We start from the raw sequence: 18,087 nt of genomic DNA on the forward strand, positions 1-18,087 counted from the left end.
ACAACCCGATCAGCCGAAGGGATGATCCCGAACGGTTAGAAAAACGTTACGTGAACTGGACAGAACATGCTGGTGATCAGCCGCCTGGGAAATACATCGTTTCGTTGCTTTAAGTTGCGTTACTTAAGAAGTAACAATCCTGTTACATGAGTTCAGCTTGAGGCCTGCGGCAGGGCTGATCCGGCGCCGTTGATGCGGCTGGACTGCTGCTGCACCCAGCTGCGCCCCTGGTGCAGGAAGGCTGCCCAGTCGAGTTTCTCGGCCTCGGCGGCCCGGGCGACCAGCAGCGGTGCCTGGCGCTTGATCCGTTCCAGATCAGGGGCGGCCACTCCGGCGGTGAGGGCCAGCATGTCGGCCATGGCATGGCCCACGACCCGCGTCAGGTAGGCCGCGCTGACCGCCTGCACCGTGCCACCGATCAACCAGGTGGCTCCATGCAGCTTGATCGCGGCGGCCAGGGCCTGGGTGCTCCACTCCACCACGCCCTGAGCCAGAGCCGCTTTGCCCAGCTCCAGGGCCGCCTCGCGCAGCTGCGCCATCGACCAGGAGCAGCCCCAGAGGCGAGCCATCTCCTGCAGCATCAGGCCGTTGGCCACCGCCAGCACCAGCAGATCCAGGCTGGGCAGCGGAGCGGCGAAGACCCCCGCCGCCACGATCCACTGGGTGCGCTGCTGCAGCTGGATCCAGCGCTGGCGGCGCAGCTGTTCCAGATCGGCCTGCCAGCGGCGATGCAGCAGGCGCAGGCTGCGCAGCCGGGCGTCACGACGCAGCTGCAGCGGGCGTTGCCGCAGATCCAGCGCCAGCGGTTCCAGGGCCTCCGCCAGCGCAGGGCTCGACCCATCCCAGAACAGGACACGCGCCGCTTGCCCCTCAGGCAGTTGGGCGGCCAGCTCCTGCCGCATACGCTCCGTCTCCGTGGACCCTTGGAACGTGGCCAGCAGCCACAGGCAGGGGCAGTCGTCCAGGCCTTCCAGCCAGCGCAGATCGGCGGCACTGAGGGGCAGCCGCAGGTGGTAGAGCAGCACATCGCAGCGCTCGAACAGGGTTGGCCAGCGCCAGTCCGGACTGCTCGCCGGCAGGGGCCGGGCCCAGTGCAGCGCCAGGGAGGTCCGGCCCCGCAGGGCGTCACGCATCGGCGCCATCACGGCGGCATCGGGAAGCTGAACCCCCACCAGCGCCAGGCTCAGGCCTGGCTCCTCCTGGCTGGAGCGCCACTCCTGCAGTTCGCGCCGCCGCTCCTGCTGCCGCGGCGCCTCCGCTCCTTCCAGCTGAACAAACTGCTCGATCAGGCCCTCGCAACGTTGCAGCAAGCCGGTGGCGGTGGCCGGCAACCTGGCGGTGACCGTTCCCCTGCCCGAGAGCCAGACCAGGCCAGCGGCGGCGGCGGCGGCCGGCAGCGCCGCGGCGATCAGCCCATGGCCGAGATGACCAAGCACATCGCTGACTACCCAGCCGCTGCCCACCACGGCCACCACGGGCAACCAGGGCCCTCGCCCCAGCAGACTCCGCACGGCTGGACCGAGCGCCGAAGGCTCGGTCGCCGGTTCGGTTACCGCTGAATCCGTGGCGGCACCAGGAGCAGCTGGGCTGGGGTGGTCTGCGCTGGTCACGAAGGGACGGCTGGGACCCGAACATGCCGAATCTCTAGCTCAGCCGCCTCCGGATCAGCCGCCCGTTGCGCCGGCCACCACCGCTGGCTTCCGTGAGCACCGTGTTCTGGGGATTTGCCAATAGGTTTGGTGGCCACGCGCATCGAGATCCGGACATGGCCGTCGGGGCAGGGTCCGACAATCGCGGGCAGGTGCAGCGGGTCCTGTTGATCGCCCTGGCGGTCAACGTGGTGATGAGCCTGCTGAAGCTGATGGTTGGACTGTTCACGGGGTCCCTGGCGGTGCTGGCGGATGCCATGCACAGCGCCACCGATGGCCTCTCCAGCCTGCTGGGCCTGTTCACCAACGGCCTTTCCGATCCCCGCCCCGATCGGGATCATCCCTATGGCCACCACAAATACGAGGCTGTCGGTGCCCTGGCGATCGCCGCCTTCATCCTGTTCGCGGCCTTCGAGATCCTGCAGACGGCCGTGCAGCGGATCAGCGTCGGTCTGACGCCGTTGCGGGTGGACGCGCCGGAGCTGCTGCTGCTGCTGCTGGCCCTGGGTTTCAACATTCTCCTGTCCAGTTACGAGCACGGCGAGGGACGCAGACTCGGCAGCCGCCTGCTGATCGCCGACGCGCTGCACACCCGCAGCGACATCTGGACGACCCTGGTGGTGCTGGTCGGTCTGTGCGGTGCGGTGTTCCTGCGCCAGAGCTGGCTGGACGTGGCGCTGGCGATCCCGCTCTGCGTGCTGCTGGTCAAGGTGTGCTGGTCGGTGATCACCACGAATCTCCCCTGGCTGGTGGACCAGATCGCGATCGCTCCGGAGGCCATCCATGCCGTGGCGATGGCCGTACCCGGAGTGCTCAACTGCCACGACATCGCCAGTCGTGGTGTGCTCGGTCAACAGGTGTTCATCGACATGCACCTGGTCGTGTCGGCCAACGATCTGCCCACGGCCCATCGCATCACTGAGTTGGTGGAAGAACACCTGGAGGAGCGTTTCGGTCCGGTGCGTTGCACCATCCACCTCGAGCCCCCGGAATACGCGAGTGCGGAGATCACCTTCCGAGGAACCCATGGCTGATCTCCTGCCTGGGACTCCACCGCTGCTGCGGCCGGGCCAGATGGCGCTGGTGAACCGTCTGATTGCCGACCTGCGCGCCGCTCCCGCCTGGCATGGTCAGTTGCCGGTGCTGCTGCTGGACCGCTGCTGGTTGCGGCTCGAGGTGGTTCCGGTCGAATCCCTGGCCACGGCCCTGCCTCCCGATGGCAGCGGCGAAGCTCCTGAGCTCGCACGATTCCGCCAGCTCCGGGCAGAGGGCCTGGAGGACTGGGCGGCACAGCTGCAGTGCTGGGAGGAGTTTGACCTCCTGCCGTTCCAGCAGGCCCTGCAGCGCTACTGGACCCGGCAGAGGCGCGGTGATGACGGCTGGACCCTGCCGGCCTACCTGGAGTTGTTGCGCTGCTACCGCCGCAGCCTCGAGTGTGGTGTTCCTCACCTGCCCCTGCTGGTGCTGCCCCGCCGCGGCAGCGGTGAGACCCACCGTCTGCACTGGCTGCAACGACCGTTCGCCTCCACCTGTCCGTCGATGCGGCACACTTGCGCCTGACTCAGGGCTGCGGCAATGGCCGACGACACCACCCCCTCCATTTCCAAGGACCGGCACGACGCACCCAGCCGTGGTGGCCGCCCTGGTCCCAACCGTGAGCCCGGTGGTTTTCGCATCCGCCTGAGTGACAACGAGATGCGCTCGGCCCGGGCTCTGCAGGAGGCCTTCGGTCTGCGCTCCACCGTGGCCGTGCTCGGTTTTGCGGTGCGCAGCCTGGGCCAGATGCTGGAACAGGGTCAGCTGGAGGCACTGCTGGCCGAGCAGCGCGCCCAGGGCGATGCCCGGCCATCCGGCGATGCCCGCCCTGCGCGCCGCAATGAGGTTCGTCGTGGCGAAGGCCGTCCGGCCCCGGCGGCCCGGGCCAACCCCTTTGCTCGTCCGGCCCGCCCCGCCGCAGCGCCGAGCGAAGAGGAAGTGTCTCCTGCCGATGCTGCGGACGAGGATCAGCTGATCAGCGCGGAGACCGACAGCAGCGAATCCACCGATTCGGAAGCAGCAGCTGTTGAAGCAGTGTCTTCGGAAGCAGTGTCATCGCTAGCAGCGGCTGACGAAGCGATGTCTGACGAAGCCGCTTCCTCGGATCCAGTGGCGTCTGAAACGGTGGATGCAGGACCCGTGGATTCAGAACCTGTGGACGCAGATCCCTTGGCTGCTGAAGTGGCCACAGCCGCCGGCTGACGGAGATGGCGCGGCCGCGGGTTCTCTCCGGTGTCCAACCCACCGGAGCCTTGCATCTGGGCAACTGGCTCGGCGCGATCCGCAACTGGGTCGGCTTGCAGGACAGCCACGACACCTTCTTCTGTGTCGTGGATCTGCACGCGATCACCGTGCCCCATGACCCGGCTCGGCTCGCCGAGGACACCCTCACCACCGCGGCGCTGTATCTGGCCTGCGGCATCGATCCGCAACGGTCGACCGTGTTCGTGCAGAGCCACGTGGCAGCCCACAGCGAGCTCTGCTGGCTGCTGAACTGCGTCACCCCGCTGAACTGGCTGGAGCGGATGATCCAGTTCAAGGAGAAGGCGGTCAAGCAGGGCGATAACGTCTCCGCCGGTCTGCTGGATTACCCGGTGCTGATGGCGGCAGACATCCTTCTCTATGACGCTGACCTGGTGCCGGTTGGCGAGGATCAGAAGCAGCATCTCGAGCTGGCTCGGGACATTGCCCAGCAGCGGATCAACAGCCGCTTCGGCAGTGAGGAGGCGCCGCTGCTGCGGGTGCCTGAACCTCTGATCCTCCAGGACGGGGCCCGGGTGATGAGCCTCACCGATGGCCGCAGCAAGATGAGCAAGAGCGATCCCAATGAGGGCTCCCGCATCACCTTGCTCGATCCCCCCGAGCTGGTGACCAGAAAAATCAAGCGTGCCAAGACCGATCCCACCATGGGGCTCGAGTTCGGCAACCCCGAGCGTCCTGAAGCTGACAACCTGTTGGGCCTCTATGCGGTGCTGAGTGGCCTGGGGCGCGAGGCGGCCGCCGCCGAGTGCGCCTCCATGGGATGGGGCGCCTTCAAGCCACTGCTGGCCGAAACGGTGGTGGAGGCCCTGCGCCCGGTCCAGGAGCGCTACCGCGACCTGCGCAGCGACCCGAGCCAGTTGCAGCAGGTTCTGGAGCTGGGCCGAGAGCGGGCCGAGGCCGTGGCCAGCACCACCCTCCAGCGCCTGCGCGATGCGCTGGGGTTTCTTCCGCACCTTTGAATCGATCAGGTGAGCAGATCAGCGGCCGAGGGTGCGAAGGCGTCATCAATTGTGATCTTTTGCTGATCGAAGCGTTGTTCGCTGATCAGTTCAGCTGATTGGAACGCCAGCCCCTCTTGGCTTTGATGGCCAGGAAGCGGTGGCCATGGCCCACCCGTGGAGTCCCTTGGCTCAGCTTGTGTGACGGTTTGCTCACGGGGTCTGGACTCATGATCCCCAGTCCGAAAGCACGCCGTGAGCACTTTGTCCACCCCCCAGGTCATGGGGGTGGCGGCCCCTCCCGGCTAACCGTCAGTCTCTCTGGACTCGCGATCAGCCCTTCTGATTTCTTCGACCCGATCCCGTTTCTCCCTGCTGCTGGCCTTGCCGCTCCTGCCCTTGGTGGCGCAGGCCTCCGGCCGGCAGCCCGAGGCGGTTCTGGCCGTGCCCCAGCACCAGGCCGCTGCCGCTGCACTGGCCGGGGGCCAGGCCACCACTTATGCCATCAGTCCAGAGCGCCGCGCCCTGCTCAACACCATCCGCTTCGCGGAAGGCACCTGGGTGGGCGGCAGCCATGACGGTTACCGGGTGCTCTACGGAGGTGGCCGCTTTGCCAGCCTGGCGCGCCATCCCGAGCTGACAGTCAAGCGGCGCTATACCAGCGCCGCCGCTGGTGCCTACCAGTTCCTGCCGGGGACCTGGCGGGAAGCACAGCAGCGCCTTGGTCTCCCCGACTTCGGTCCCGCCAGCCAGGATCAGGCCGCCCTGTTCCTGGTGGATCGCCGCGGTGTTCTCGATCAGTTCGACCGCAAGGGCCTGGATGCCACGGTGCTGGCCCGCCTGGCGAACGAGTGGGCCTCCCTGCCGGCCAGCCATGGCGGCAGCGCCTATGGCCAGCCTGTGAAGCGGGCAGACCAGCTGGTGCGGTTCTATCGGGCCGATCTGCAGCGGCAACGGCAGGAAGGACAGGCCTGAGCTCAGAATTCGCGGTAGACCACCCGGCCGCGCTCATCGTTACCGACGTCGAGCAGGTGTTCCCCCATCAGCCGATCGATCTCCCGGCGCACCGTGCTGACGTCATCGTCCCGGCCCAGCTCCAGCGCCAGCATGGCGTCGTTGATGGTGAACCCCTTCGATCCTGCCTGGCGGGCCAGAACGAGTAGCTGACGCTGCAGGTTGGGGGTCTTGATCGCATCGGCGGCCGCGAGGGCCTCATGCACGGCCAGGGGTTGATTGGCCGTGCTCACCAATTCGGGCATCAGGAACAGATCCACGAGCTGGCCGATGCCGCAACACCCCAGGGTGAGCAGCCACAGGGTGCCGCTCACCGGCCGTCGGGTGTAGAAGCGCTGAAGCCCGCAGACGCCCATCAGGCCCAGGGCCCAGAGCACGTAGCCCACGGCAACGTGGCGGCGTTCCGGAGGCAGCACCGGTGAAAGGGAAGGCATGGACCTGTGAGTCGAGGTCAGGAAGCTGCAGGAACCACAATGCCGGCCTGGCGCAGCAGACCCGCCAGGGTCCAGACCCGCAGCACCAGCTGGTGCCAGGGAGCCAGGACGTCCATGTCCAGGGCCATGGGGGTCGAAACAGCGGCCCGCAGGGCACGGGCGGCGGCCACGTCTTTGAGAGCCTGTTCCAGGGAGTCCGCCAGGGCCTGGCGCTCGGTGGCCGGCATCACCGCCTCTGGACAGTGCTGCAGCAGCACCAGGCCGCGCTGCAGCCAGTTGCTGAAATCGTCCATCAGGGGATTGAGCAGACCGTTAAGCAGTGCACCTTCAGGAGAGCCAGCCGGCAGCGGACCTGGCAGCGGCCCCAGCGGTGGCCCTGGCAGTGGCCTTGCCAGTGGATCCGAGAGTGGATCCGAGGGATCAGGAAGCGCGGACTGGCCCATCAACCCAAGCTAGGCAAGATCACTCCAGCCAGACCGATCGCTGCTGTTCATGGCTCGATGGAGCTGCGTAGGATCCACCTTCGACCGACTCCTGTGCCGTGACCGTGACCCGCTCCGCCGATCCTGCACCGAGCGGAAGCGGCAGCACCACTGGCACGGAGCAAGCCGTTGAGGCAGCGGCCGCTCCGCTGGTTCTGCCGAAAACGAGCGAGAGCGAGCAGCTGCTGAGGATTCGCCACTCGATGAGCCATGTGCTGGCCATGGCGGTTCAGAAGCTGTTTCCCAAGGCGCAGGTCACCATCGGCCCCTGGACCGAAAGCGGCTTCTACTACGACTTTGACAATCCCGATCCCTTCACGGAAGCCGATCTCAAGGCGATCAAGAAGGAGATGATCCGGATCATCAACCGCAAGTTGCCGCTCGAGCGCATCGCCGTGAGCCGTGAGCAGGCCGAAGCGAAGATCCAGGCCCAGAACGAGCCCTACAAGCTGGAGATTCTGGCCGGCCTCACCGAGCCCATCACCCTCTACACCCTGGGAGAGGAGTGGTGGGATCTCTGCGCCGGCCCCCATGTGGCCAACACCAGCGAACTCAATCCGAAGGCCTTCGAGCTCGAAAGCGTTGCTGGGTCCTACTGGCGTGGGGATGAGACCAAGGCCCAGCTGCAGCGCATCTATGGCACCGCCTGGGAGACCCCCGAGCAGCTGGCGGAGTACAAGCACCGCAAGCAGGAGGCCCTGCGCCGTGATCACCGCCGCCTCGGCACCGACCTTGACCTGTTCGCGATCGAGGATGAGGCCGGAGCCGGCCTGGTGTTCTGGCATCCGCGTGGTGCTCGCATGCGCCTGCTGATCGAAGACTTCTGGCGCGAGGCCCACTTCGCCGACGGCTACGAGCTGCTCTATACCCCCCACGTGGCCGACATCAGCCTGTGGAAGACCTCCGGCCACCTCGACTTCTACAGCGAGAGCATGTTCGGGCCGATGCAGGTGGACGAGCGCCAGTACCAGCTCAAGCCGATGAACTGCCCGTTCCACGTGCTCACCTACGCCAGCACACTGCGCAGTTACCGCGAGCTGCCGATCCGCTGGGCTGAGCTCGGCACCGTGTATCGCTACGAGCGGCCCGGCGTGATGCATGGCCTGATGCGGGTGCGGGGCTTCACCCAGGACGACGCCCATGTGTTCTGCCTGCCGGAGCAGATCGGCGATGAGATCCTGCGGGTGCTGAATCTGACCGAAACGATCCTGTCCGCCTTTGATTTCCGCAGCTACGAGATCAACCTCTCCACGCGGCCGGAGAAATCGATCGGCGATGATGCCGTCTGGGATTTGGCCACGCAGGGCCTGATCGAGGCGCTGGATCGCAAGGGCTGGGCCTACAAAGTGGATGAGGGCGGTGGTGCCTTCTACGGGCCCAAGATCGACCTCAAGATCGAGGACGCCATCGGTCGGATGTGGCAGTGCTCCACCATCCAGCTCGACTTCAATCTGCCCGAGCGTTTCAACCTGGAGTATGTGGCTGCCGATGGCAGCCGCCAGAGGCCGATCATGATCCACCGCGCCATCTTCGGCTCGCTGGAACGGTTCTTCGGCATCATGATCGAAAATTACGCCGGCGATTTCCCCTTCTGGTTGGCGCCCGAGCAGATCCGCCTGCTGCCGGTCACCGATGAGGTGCGTCCCTACGCCGAGGCGCTGTTGGCCCAGCTGAAGGTCGCCGGGGTGCGCGCCACGATCGACCACTCCGGCGATCGTCTGGGCAAGTTGATTCGCAATGGCGAGCAGATGAAGATCCCGGTGCTTGGGGTGATCGGCGCCAAGGAGGCCGAGGCCGGTGCGGTGAGCCTGCGCAGCCGCCGCGATGGAGATCTGGGCAGCGTGGCGGGGTCGGATCTGATCACGGCTGCCAGCCTGGCCAATCAGCAGCGAGGTGCCGCTCTGGCCCTGGCTGGCCATCCGATCCAGGCCTGAGGCTGGCAGGCATGACCACCCTGTTAGCTGGTGACATCGGCGGCACCAAGACGCTTCTGGCTCTGTACCGCAGCTCAGCGGATGGACTGGAGTGCTTGCGGCAGCAGCGTTTCGTCTCTGCCGCCTGGCCCGATCTCGCGCCGATGGTGCAGGCGTTTCTGGAGGGAGAGGAACCGCCGGACGCCGCCTGCCTGGCCGTGGCTGGACCGGTGCAGGCTGGCCGGGCCCAGCTCACCAACCTTCCCTGGCAGCTGAGCAGTGAGGCCCTCGCCCGCGAGTGCGCCATTCCCAGGCTCGAACTCGAGAACGATTTCGCGGTGCTGGTCTATGGCCTGCCCCATCTCGGCGCCGATCAGCAGGTGAAGATCCATCCGGGGCTGGCCGAACCTGGGGCACCCCTGCTGATCGTGGGGGCTGGTACCGGACTGGGTGTGGCCTACGGGGTTCCCACCCGTCAGGGCCTGCAGGCCATCGCGAGCGAGGGAGGCCACGGCACGTTCGCGCCGCGCACCGAGTCCGAATGGCAGCTGAAGTGCTGGCTGCAGGCAGACCTCCAGCTGGAGCGGGTCTCGATCGAGCGGGTGGTGAGTGGCACCGGGCTTGGCCACGTGGCCCGCTGGCTGCTGGCTGAACGGCCGGCCGCCCAGGGCCATCCCCTGGCCCTGGTGGCCCAGCGCTGGCAGGCGGCCCTGCAGGGAGACAACTCAGAGGCACCTGAGGATCTGCCAGCCGCCACGGCCCGCGCCGCCGCCGCCGGCGATGCTCTCGCCCTGGAGGCCCTCGACCTGTGGCTGGGGGCCTACGGCAGCGTCTGTGGGGACCTGGCCCTCACCGGCCTCAGCCGAGGAGGCCTCTGGCTGGCTGGCGGCACTGCTGCAAAGTTGCTCGTTCCACTGGGCTCAGCAACGTTTCGGCAGGCATTCCTGGCCAAGGGGCGCCTGCGTCGCCAGCTCGCCTCCCTGCCGATCACGGCCGTGGTGGATGAAGGCATCGGTCTGTTCAGCGCCGCCTGCCGCGCCCGCATGCTGCTGCACTGATCCAAGCCTGCTGCCCCAGGGAATGGGACACTGGCCCCACAGGACCAGTGCGCGGAAGACAGACACCGATGGTGCGTCCCCAGATCGGCCAGGGCGTGTTGGTGGATGTGCCCGCCACCACAGCCAACATCGGCCCCGGCTTTGACTGCCTGGGCGCGGCGCTTCCACTCGACAACCTCTTCGAGCTGCGCTGCATCGAAGGGGGCAGTGATCGCTTCGATCTGATCATCGAGGGCAGCGAAGGCGCCCACCTGCGCGGTGGGCCCGACAACCTTGTGTATCGCGCCGCCCAGCGAGTCTGGCGGGAGGCCGGTGAAGAGCCGGTGGCCCTCGAGGCTCGCGTCCGCCTGGCGGTTCCTCCGGCCCGTGGCCTGGGCAGCAGCGCCACGGCGATCGTGGCGGGCCTGGTGGGCGCCAATGCCCTGGTGGGTGAACCCCTCAGTCAGGAGAAGCTGCTGGAGCTGGCCATCGACATCGAGGGCCACCCCGACAATGTGGTGCCGTCCCTGGTGGGTGGCCTCTGCCTCACCGCCAAGGCTGCGTCGCATCGCTGGAGGGTGGTGCGCTGTGAGTGGTCGGATCTGGTCAGGGTCGTGGTGGCGATCCCCTCGATCCGGCTGACCACCAGCGAGGCGCGCCGGGCCATGCCCAAGAGCATCCCGATTCCCGATGCGGTGATGAATCTCGGTGCCCTCACCCTGCTGTTGCAGGGGTTGCGCACTGGCAACGGCGATCTGATCACCGATGGCATGCACGACCGTCTGCACGAGCCCTACCGCTGGGGGTTGATCCAGGGGGGCCGTGCCGTGCGGGAGGCGGCGATCGTGGCTGGAGCCTGGGGCTGTGTGATCAGTGGAGCGGGTCCCACGTTGCTGGCCCTGTGCACAGACTCTGTGACCGAGGCGGTGGGCCAGGCCATGGTGACCACCTGGGAGCGGGAGGGGGTGACGGCCCGCTCCGACGTTCTTGGCATCCGCCACCGCGGCAGTCAGTGGGAACCGCTGCCCCTGCGCTGAGCTGGCCATATCCCAGCTGTGGCAAGGTGCTGGCCCGGTTTCGGACTGGCAGGTCAACCCTGCGGGCTGAGTATTTCTGCTTATGCTGAGATCGGCCTGCTGATAGATTCCTCGCAACCTTCGATTCGTGCCACAAGCCTTGTGGCTCGGGGTCTGGGAGCACAACAACAAGTCGCTTTCTGGTGATGGACGCCAACCTCTTCCTGCTGGTCGCGTCCTCCCCCCCCGTGTTCGATTCCGCCACGTTTCCCTGGCTGAGCCTGATCGTGCTGCTGCCGGCAGCGGCGGCCCTGGTCATGCCCCTGCTGCCGGGTGATGGCAGCGATCCCCGTCTGCCGAGGGGCATCGCCCTCGGGGTGCTGCTGTTGGATTTCGCCCTGATGCTCTGGGTGTTCAGCCGCCACTTCGATGGCGGCCTCAGCGGTCTGCAGCTGGTCGAGCGGGTGCCCTGGGTTCCCGCCCTCGGCCTGGAATGGTCGCTGGCCGCCGATGGCCTCTCCGCTCCCCTGGTGGTGCTGAGCGGTCTGGTCACCTTTCTGGCGGTGGCGGCCAGCTGGTCGGTGAACCGCAAGACGCGCCTGTATTTCGCGCTGATGCTGATCCAGGCCTCAGCCCAGGGACTGGTCTTCCTCTCCCAGGATTTCCTGCTGTTCTTCCTGGCCTGGGAGCTCGAGCTGGTTCCCGTCTACCTGCTGATCGCGATCTGGGGTGGCAACCAGCGCCAGTACGCCGCCACCAAGTTCATCCTCTACACCGCCACGGCCTCCCTGCTGATCCTGATCAGTGGTCTGGCCCTGGCCCTCTCCGGTGATGGGTTCACCCTCAATCTGTCCGAGCTGGCCGCCCGCTCCCCCGGCGGCACCTTCGGGTTGCTCTGCTACCTCGGTTTCCTGGTGGGCTTCGGCGTAAAGCTGCCGATTTTCCCCCTGCACACCTGGCTGCCGGACGCCCACGGCGAGGCGAATGCGCCGGTCTCGATGCTGCTGGCCGGCGTGCTTCTCAAGATGGGCGGCTATGCCCTGCTCCGCTTCAACGTCCAGATGCTGCCCGAAGCGCATCTGCAGCTGGCTCCGGCCCTGATCGTGCTCGGGATCGTCAACATCATCTACGGCGCCCTGAACGCCTTCGCCCAGGACAACGTCAAGCGCCGCATCGCCTGCAGCTCGGTGAGCCACATGGGTTTTGTGCTGCTGGGCATCGGTGCCATTGATGCGCTCGGCATCAGCGGTGCCCAGCTGCAGATGATCAGCCACGGCCTGATCGCCGCCGCCATGTTCTTTGTCACCGGCGTGTTCTACGAGCGCACCAAGACCCTCTCGATCCCGAACATGGGCGGCCTGGCCAAGGCCCTGCCGATCACCTTCGCCTTCTTCCTGGCCAGTTGTCTCGCCTCCCTGGCTCTGCCGGGCATGAGCGGCTTCGTCAGCGAGATCACCGTCTTCCTGGGGGTGACCGCCAATGACGGATTCACGGTGGGATTCCGGGTGATCACGATCGTGCTGGCGGCCATCGGCCTGGTGCTGACACCGGTGTATCTGCTCTCGCTCTGCCGGCGCGTCTTCTTCGGACCCAGAATTCCGGCCCTGGCCGTGGTGGGCGACATGAAGCCGCGCGAGCTGCTGATCGGCTTCAGCCTGCTGGTTCCCACCCTGGTGATCGGCTTCTGGCCGCGCGTGGCGATCGACTTCTACGAAGCCAGCACCAATGCCCTGGCCACCGAGCTGGCGGATCAGGCCCAGATCGCCCTGGGTCGGTTGACCGCCCTCGGCTGAACCACAGCCGCTACGCCAACCCTGTGGAATGGGAGCCAGCCAGCTCCCTGCCATGACGCCCAGCGCCGTTGCCATTGCCGATTCCAGCCTGCCGTTGCTGGTCGGCCAGGGACTGCCCCAATTCGATGCGATCACACCGGAGCAGGTGGATCAGGCCATCCCGGCGTTGCTCGAAGAGCTCAACGCTGGCCTCTCGGCCCTGGAAGACCAACTCAGCTCCCGGCTGCACGACGGCGTTCCCCTGGTCTGGAGCGAGGTGATGGATCCCCTCCAGCGGCTGGGGGAGCGGCTGCGCTGGAGCTGGGGTGTGGTGAGTCATCTCAACGGGGTCTGCAACACACCGGAGCTGCGACAGGCCCACCAGCAGCAGCAGGGGGCGGTGGTCGCCTTCGGCAACCGCGCTGGCCAGAGTGCCGCCGTTTATGCCGCCCTGCAGGCGCTGGAAACGCAGCATCAGAACGCCGCCGAGGGATCCGCCCAGCTCCTCGATGCCACCCAGCAGCGCATCCTCACCGCCGAACTGCGGGACATGCAGCTGCGCGGCGTAGGTCTGGAGGGCCCGGCCCAGGAGGCCTTCAACGCCGCCAGTCAGGAGCTGGCGGAACTGGCCACGACCTTCAGCAACCATGTGCTCGACGCCACCAACCAGTGGAGCCTGCTGCTCAGCGACGAGGCCGATCTCGACGGCTTGCCCGCCAGCCTGCGGGAGCTGCTGGCCCAGGCGGCCCGCGAGGCCGGCGACAACTGCGCCGATGGCAGCCCCGCCACGGCGGCCGAGGGCCCCTGGCGCCTGGGGCTCGATGCGCCGCGCGCCTTTCCTTTGCTCAAGTACAGCCGGCGCCGTGATCTGCGCGAGCGGGTCTACCGCGCCCAGGTGAGCCGAGCCTCCGGTGGCGAGCTCAACAATGCCCCGCTGATCGAGCGCATCCTCACGCTCAAGCGCGAGCAGGCGGAGCGGCTTGGGTTTGCCAACTGGGCCGAGGTGAGCCTGGCCGCCAAGATGGCGGATTCCGTGGAGGCGGTCGAGCGCCTGCTGGAGGAACTCCGCGTTGCGGCCTACCCGGCGGCCCAGGGGGAACTGCAGGAGCTGGCGGCCTGCGCCAGCCGCCACGGCGCCGCAGAGGCCAACGATCTGCAGCCCTGGGACGTGAGCTTCTGGGCGGAAGTGCTGCGCCGCGAGGCCTTTGATCTCGACAGTGAGGCCCTGCGCCCCTGGTTCCCCCTTGAGCAGGTGCTCCAGGGGCTGTTCGATCTCTGCCAACGCCTGTTTGCCATCCGGATCGAGGCGGCCGATGGGGAGGGGCCGCTCTGGCACCCGGACGTGCGCTTTTTCCGGGTGCGGGATGACTCCAGTGGCGAGCCGCTGGCCTGCTTCTATCTCGATCCCTTCAGCCGCCCAGGCAGCAAGCGTGGCGGTGCCTGGATGGATGACTGCCTGGGCCGCAGCCGCAGCGAGGCGGGCCAGCCCGTGCTGCCCGTGGCCTATCTGATCTGCAATCAGAGCCCACCGGTTGGGGAGGTGCCCAGTCTGATGACCTTCGAGGAGGTGGAAACCCTCTTCCACGAGTTCGGCCACGGCCTGCAGCACATGCTCACCACCGTCGAGCGACCCCAGGCGGCCGGCATCAACAACGTCGAATGGGACGCGGTGGAGCTGCCCAGTCAGTTCATGGAGAACTGGTGCTACGACCGCGCCACCTTGATGGGCATGGCCCGCCACTGGCAGAGCGGCGAGCCCCTGCCCGAGGCCGACTACCGCAAGCTGCTGGCGGCCCGCACGTTCATGGGCGGCAGCGCCACCCTGCGGCAGGTGCACTTCGCCCTCACCGACCTGCGGCTGCACAGCAGCTGGACCCCCAGCTGTGGCCTCACCCCAGACCAGATGCGACGGGCGATCGCTCAGACCACCACAGTCCTGGCACCGATCGACGACGACGCCTTTCTCTGCGCCTTCTCCCACATCTTCGCGGGGGGGTATGCGGCCGGCTACTACTCCTACAAGTGGGCCGAGGTGCTCAGCGCCGATGCTTTCAGTGCCTTTGAAGAGGTGGGCCTGGATCAGGACGATGCGGTGGTGGCCACCGGTCGCCGCTTCCGCGACACCGTGCTCAGCCTCGGGGGCAGCCGCTCGCCGGCCGACATCTTTGTGGCCTTCCGTGGCCGTGCCCCCAGCACCGACGCCCTGATTCGTCATTCGGGCCTGGTGTCGGCCTGAGCTGCTTCACTCCTGCAGCAGCAAGGCTGTCAGGGGCGTCAGGGCGGCGGGATCGGTGAGCAGTTGCCGGTGCGTCCAGACCGGCAGCTCCTGGCGCGTTCCCAGCGGCAGCACGGCTCTCCAGCCCGGCACCACCATCAGGTCCCAGCGGCAGAAGAGGCTGTGGCACTCCACGGCCTTGAGTGTCGAGAGATCGCGATTCAGCTGACGCAGCAGCGGGCTACCGGGCTTCATCTCCGCCAGGCCCGGCATCAGCGCCTGGGGCCAGGGCAGGGCCAGGAGGCTGCCTTGCTGGGGGCTGCCAAGGCTGATGAAGCGGAGAGTGCGCTTGTAACCACCCAGCCGTTGCAGCCAGAGGCGGGCAATCACACCACCCATCGAAAAGCCGAGCAGATCGATCGGCAGATCGGGGCCGTAGGCAGCCACGATCTGTTCGCCAAGCCGTTCAGCGAGCACGGTCAGGGACGTGTGGCCGCTGCGATGGGGCAGGTGAGGCAGGAGCCGCTCGCTGCGGTGTCCGGCAAGGGCTGCTTCGAGGTGGCGAAACAGGCGCGGGGTGTCCCACAGCCCATGCACCAGCACCAGGGGCCGGCTCACCGCAGAGGGGCTCAACGCAATTCCGTGGCCGGCCAGTGGCGGGTCAGCTCCACGGCCACGTGTCCTGTGAATCCCGGAACCGGTGCCTGGCACTTGCAGAGTTCCAGCCGCATCGGCACGGGCCCATAGATCTGTTCGAGCCGATCGAGCATGCGGCTGGCGTAGTGCTCGATCGTGAGGCAGCACAGCTGGTTGGCCTGCTGCTGCAGGGCACGGATCGCCAGGCTGTAATCGAGCGTGTCCTCGAGTTGATCGCTCTGGCTGGCTGCGTTCAGACCGGCGTCGAGGCTGAACGAGACCGTGAACCACTGGCCCAGTTGTCGCTCCTCAGCCAGCACACCCACGTGGGCCCAGAGCCGTAGATCGCGCACGTGGATGAGCATGCGGGGCTGTTCAGAGGGGCAGGGGATGGTGCAGGAAGTGGCGCGTGCCACTGCTGTAATCGGCGGCGATGTGACCCTCGCCGCGCAGGCGGTAGCGGTAGGTCACCAGCCCCTCCAGCCCGACCGGGCCCCGGGGTGGCAGGGTCTGGGTGCTGATGCCCACTTCCGCTCCGAAGCCATAGCGGAAGCCATCGGCGAAGCGGGTGGAGCAGTTGAGATACACCCCGGCGCTGTCCACCGCCGCCAGGAACCGATCAGCCGCGACGGGATCGGTGGTGCAGATCGCATCGGTGTGGCGCGATCCGTACTGGCGGATGTGCTCCAGGGCAGCCTCCAGATCCGGCACCACTTTCACACTCAGCACCAGATCGGAATACTCGGTGCGCCAGTCTTCTTCCGTGGCCGCCATGCTGATGCCGAACTGGCAGGAGGCCGGGTCGCCGCGCAGCTCCACCCCGGCGGCGGCGAAGGTGTCGATCGCCTGGGGCAGGAAGGTGGGGGCAATCCCCTCATGCACCAGCAGGGTTTCGATCGCATTGCAGGCCGCCGGGTACTGGGTTTTGCTGTCCAGGGCCACCCTCAGCGCCTGGGCCGGATCGGCGGCGGCATCCACGTAGAGGTGGCAGATGCCATCGGCATGGCCGAGCACGGGGATGCGGGTGTTGTCCTGGATGAAGCGCACCAGGGCATTGGAGCCGCGCGGGATGATCAGATCCACCAGCCCATCGAGCTTGAGCAGGGCCAGGCTTTCCTGGCGGGTGGTGAGCAGGTCCAGCACCTCCGGGGACACGGCACTGCTGCCCAGTCCCCGCTGCAGGGCGTTGAGGATGGCCTGGCAGCTTCGGCTGGCTTCACGACCGCCCTTGAGGATGGCGCCGTTGCCGGAGCGGATCGCCAGCGCGGCGATCTGCATCACCGCATCGGGCCTGGCCTCGAAGATCACCCCCACCACGCCGAGGGGCACGCTCACACGCTCCAGCACCAGGCCCTGATCGAGCTCGGTGTGAAGTTGGCGTCGGCCGATCGGATCGCTCAGCTCCGCCACCTGCCGAACCCCGGCGATCGCGGCGGCGAGTTTGGCGGCATCCAGCTTGAGCCGGGCCACCAGGGCCGGCGCCAGTCCGTCGGTTGCGGCGACCTCGAGATCCTCCTGATTGGCCGCCACAATCCGGTCGGCCTCGGCTGCGAGGGCGTCGGCCATGGCGTGCAACGCCGCGCGGCGGGCGTCGTCGTCGAGCTGGCTCAGGGCTGTGGCGGCCCGGCGAACGGCGGCGGCGCGGTGCAGCAGTTCCGGGCTCGGATCGGGGATGGACGGGCTCATCGGTCCATCATCCCAAGCCGCTTGCTTCTGCTGAGTCGAGCTCCGCTGTGCCCTCATCCATCGAGCCGAAGCGCTCAAGGGCCAGCAGGGCGGCCCCCAGCCGGCCGGCGCCATTGCCAAGTTCGCAGGGGCGGATGTCCAGGCCCTCGCGGCTCACCGGCAACACCCGTCGGGTCACTTCCTCCCACACGGCTGGCAGGAAGTGGTGGCAGGCGCCGCTGAGGCCGCCGCCGATCAGCACCCGCTCCGGCGTGAACAGGTACAGCAGTGACGTGATCCCCACCCCCAGCAGCCGCCCGTAGGCACTCCAGACCTCGATCGCCGCAGCGTCGCCGCCATCGGCCCGTTGGCAGAGCTCCTGGGGTGAGAGGGGGCTGAGCCGCTGCAGGCCGCTGATGCTGCAGTGCTGTTCGAGGGAGCCGCGGTTGCCGCTGTTGCAGTCCGGTCCATCCGGATCGAGGCAGATCAGGCCCGGTTCGGCAGCGGCGCCGCGGTGGCCGAGAAACAGGTTGCCCTGCAGGATCACCGCCCCCCCCACACCGGTTCCGAGGGTGAGCAGCACCACGTCACGGCAGCCGCGCGCCGCACCGAAGCGCAGTTCCCCCAGGGCGGCGCAGTTGGCATCGTTGGCCAGGGTGATGCGGCGCTCCAGCATCGGCTCCAGCCAGTCGGCCAGTGGTACGCCCTGCCAGCCGGGCAGGTTGATCGCGATGCGGGCCACACGACCCGCCTGGTCGCTGGGGCCGGGGTGGCCGATGCCCACCCACGGCGCCAGCCGCTGTGGGTCGATGGTCTCCACAGCTTCGGCGATCGCCATGGTCACGGCCCCAGGCATGGCCGGCTGGGGCGTGGCCAGCTCCGCTTCCGCCAGGCAGCGGCCGTCCTGGTCGAAGCGGCCGAGCTTGATCGCGGTGCCGCCCAGGTCGATCCCGATCAGTTGGACCATCGCCGCCACGGCAGAGCTGGCTGATCCTGCCGCGCCGCCCTCAACACCAGG

The 18,087-nt window shown here is 67.5% G+C and carries 17 protein-coding genes; 10 read left to right on the top strand and 7 right to left on the bottom strand.

Going from position 1 to position 18,087, the window contains the following annotated elements:
* Positions 1-152: 152 nt before the first annotated feature.
* Complete coding sequence (locus KQ310_RS13725) at positions 153-1,511, bottom strand: YcjF family protein (protein WP_259722293.1); 1,359 nt, start codon at positions 1,509-1,511, stop codon at positions 153-155.
* A gap of 254 nt (positions 1,512-1,765) precedes the next feature.
* Here KQ310_RS13725 and KQ310_RS13730 point away from each other — a divergent pair, with 254 nt between their 5' ends.
* From KQ310_RS13730 to KQ310_RS13750, 5 genes are all read left to right on the top strand, one after another.
* Entirely contained in the window at positions 1,766-2,683 is a 918-nt protein-coding gene (locus KQ310_RS13730) for a cation diffusion facilitator family transporter (protein ID WP_259722294.1), read from the top strand.
* A complete protein-coding gene (locus tag KQ310_RS13735) occupies positions 2,676-3,209 on the top strand; it encodes a hypothetical protein (protein ID WP_259722295.1) in 534 nt (177 codons plus the stop codon). Before KQ310_RS13730 ends, KQ310_RS13735 begins: the two co-directional genes overlap by 8 nt.
* A gap of 15 nt (positions 3,210-3,224) precedes the next feature.
* Positions 3,225-3,887, top strand: coding sequence for a hypothetical protein (locus tag KQ310_RS16060; RefSeq protein ID WP_399238401.1), 663 nt, complete (start codon positions 3,225-3,227; stop codon positions 3,885-3,887).
* A gap of 5 nt (positions 3,888-3,892) precedes the next feature.
* Positions 3,893-4,906 (top strand): tryptophan--tRNA ligase, encoded by a 1,014-nt coding sequence (trpS, locus tag KQ310_RS13745; protein WP_259722296.1) that lies wholly within the window; start codon positions 3,893-3,895, stop codon positions 4,904-4,906.
* A gap of 363 nt (positions 4,907-5,269) precedes the next feature.
* On the top strand, positions 5,270-5,860 hold the full coding sequence (locus tag KQ310_RS13750) for a muramidase (protein ID WP_399238404.1): 591 nt from the start codon (positions 5,270-5,272) through the stop codon (positions 5,858-5,860).
* Positions 5,861-5,862: 2 nt separating this feature from the next.
* On the opposite strand, the gene KQ310_RS13755 is transcribed toward KQ310_RS13750, so the two are convergent.
* Together KQ310_RS13755 and KQ310_RS13760 are read right to left on the bottom strand one after the other, a co-directional pair.
* On the bottom strand, positions 5,863-6,333 hold the full coding sequence (locus KQ310_RS13755; protein ID WP_259722297.1) for an NINE protein: 471 nt from the start codon (positions 6,331-6,333) through the stop codon (positions 5,863-5,865).
* A gap of 17 nt (positions 6,334-6,350) precedes the next feature.
* The gene (locus KQ310_RS13760; RefSeq protein ID WP_311134757.1) at positions 6,351-6,716 is read right to left on the bottom strand and encodes a DUF2605 family protein; all 366 of its coding nucleotides are present in this window, start codon (positions 6,714-6,716) and stop codon (positions 6,351-6,353) included.
* A gap of 302 nt (positions 6,717-7,018) precedes the next feature.
* Between KQ310_RS13760 and thrS the strand changes: the two genes are divergently transcribed.
* The 5 genes from thrS (at position 7,019) to KQ310_RS13785 (ending at position 14,789) form a co-directional block, all read left to right on the top strand.
* Positions 7,019-8,749, top strand: coding sequence for a threonine--tRNA ligase (gene thrS, locus KQ310_RS13765; RefSeq protein WP_259722578.1), 1,731 nt, complete (start codon positions 7,019-7,021; stop codon positions 8,747-8,749).
* 11 nt (positions 8,750-8,760) lie between these two features.
* Positions 8,761-9,786 (top strand): glucokinase, encoded by a 1,026-nt coding sequence (gene glk / locus KQ310_RS13770; RefSeq protein WP_259722298.1) that lies wholly within the window; start codon positions 8,761-8,763, stop codon positions 9,784-9,786.
* Between the two features lie 68 nt (positions 9,787-9,854).
* A complete protein-coding gene (gene thrB, locus KQ310_RS13775; RefSeq protein ID WP_259722299.1) occupies positions 9,855-10,802 on the top strand; it encodes a homoserine kinase in 948 nt (315 codons plus the stop codon).
* Between the two features lie 185 nt (positions 10,803-10,987).
* Entirely contained in the window at positions 10,988-12,574 is a 1,587-nt protein-coding gene (locus tag KQ310_RS13780) for an NAD(P)H-quinone oxidoreductase subunit 4 (RefSeq protein ID WP_259722300.1), read from the top strand.
* 52 nt (positions 12,575-12,626) lie between these two features.
* Positions 12,627-14,789 (top strand): M3 family metallopeptidase, encoded by a 2,163-nt coding sequence (locus KQ310_RS13785; protein WP_259722301.1) that lies wholly within the window; start codon positions 12,627-12,629, stop codon positions 14,787-14,789.
* A 6-nt stretch (positions 14,790-14,795) separates the two neighbouring features.
* On the opposite strand, the gene KQ310_RS13790 is transcribed toward KQ310_RS13785, so the two are convergent.
* Genes KQ310_RS13790 through KQ310_RS13805 form a run of 4 tightly spaced genes read right to left on the bottom strand, consistent with a single transcriptional unit; the run spans position 14,796 to position 18,036 of the window.
* Entirely contained in the window at positions 14,796-15,386 is a 591-nt protein-coding gene (locus tag KQ310_RS13790; protein ID WP_259722302.1) for a triacylglycerol lipase, read from the bottom strand.
* An 11-nt stretch (positions 15,387-15,397) separates the two neighbouring features.
* A complete protein-coding gene (gene folB / locus KQ310_RS13795; RefSeq protein ID WP_259722303.1) occupies positions 15,398-15,769 on the bottom strand; it encodes a dihydroneopterin aldolase in 372 nt (123 codons plus the stop codon).
* Between the two features lie 10 nt (positions 15,770-15,779).
* Entirely contained in the window at positions 15,780-17,090 is a 1,311-nt protein-coding gene (locus tag KQ310_RS13800; protein ID WP_259722304.1) for a glutamate-5-semialdehyde dehydrogenase, read from the bottom strand.
* A gap of 7 nt (positions 17,091-17,097) precedes the next feature.
* On the bottom strand, positions 17,098-18,036 hold the full coding sequence (locus KQ310_RS13805) for an ROK family protein (RefSeq protein ID WP_259722579.1): 939 nt from the start codon (positions 18,034-18,036) through the stop codon (positions 17,098-17,100).
* Between the last annotated feature and the right edge of the window lie 51 nt (positions 18,037-18,087).

The sequence above is a fragment of the Synechococcus sp. CS-1328 genome, from assembly GCF_025128095.1.
In the GTDB taxonomy this organism is placed as follows: domain Bacteria; phylum Cyanobacteriota; class Cyanobacteriia; order PCC-6307; family Cyanobiaceae; genus CBW1002.

Coding starts and splice junctions, on each gene's coding strand:
- KQ310_RS13730 (WP_259722294.1), top strand. CDS start 1,766: ATGGCCGTCGGGGCAGGGTCCGACAATCGCGGGCAGGTGCAGCGGGTC.
- KQ310_RS13735 (WP_259722295.1), top strand. CDS start 2,676: ATGGCTGATCTCCTGCCTGGGACTCCACCGCTGCTGCGGCCGGGCCAG.
- KQ310_RS16060 (WP_399238401.1), top strand. CDS start 3,225: ATGGCCGACGACACCACCCCCTCCATTTCCAAGGACCGGCACGACGCA.
- trpS (WP_259722296.1), top strand. CDS start 3,893: ATGGCGCGGCCGCGGGTTCTCTCCGGTGTCCAACCCACCGGAGCCTTG.
- KQ310_RS13755 (WP_259722297.1), bottom strand. CDS start 6,333: ATGCCTTCCCTTTCACCGGTGCTGCCTCCGGAACGCCGCCACGTTGCC.
- thrS (WP_259722578.1), top strand. CDS start 7,019: ATGAGCCATGTGCTGGCCATGGCGGTTCAGAAGCTGTTTCCCAAGGCG.
- glk (WP_259722298.1), top strand. CDS start 8,761: ATGACCACCCTGTTAGCTGGTGACATCGGCGGCACCAAGACGCTTCTG.
- thrB (WP_259722299.1), top strand. CDS start 9,855: ATGGTGCGTCCCCAGATCGGCCAGGGCGTGTTGGTGGATGTGCCCGCC.
- KQ310_RS13780 (WP_259722300.1), top strand. CDS start 10,988: ATGGACGCCAACCTCTTCCTGCTGGTCGCGTCCTCCCCCCCCGTGTTC.
- KQ310_RS13785 (WP_259722301.1), top strand. CDS start 12,627: ATGACGCCCAGCGCCGTTGCCATTGCCGATTCCAGCCTGCCGTTGCTG.
- folB (WP_259722303.1), bottom strand. CDS start 15,769: ATGCTCATCCACGTGCGCGATCTACGGCTCTGGGCCCACGTGGGTGTG.
- KQ310_RS13800 (WP_259722304.1), bottom strand. CDS start 17,090: ATGAGCCCGTCCATCCCCGATCCGAGCCCGGAACTGCTGCACCGCGCC.
- KQ310_RS13805 (WP_259722579.1), bottom strand. CDS start 18,036: ATGGTCCAACTGATCGGGATCGACCTGGGCGGCACCGCGATCAAGCTC.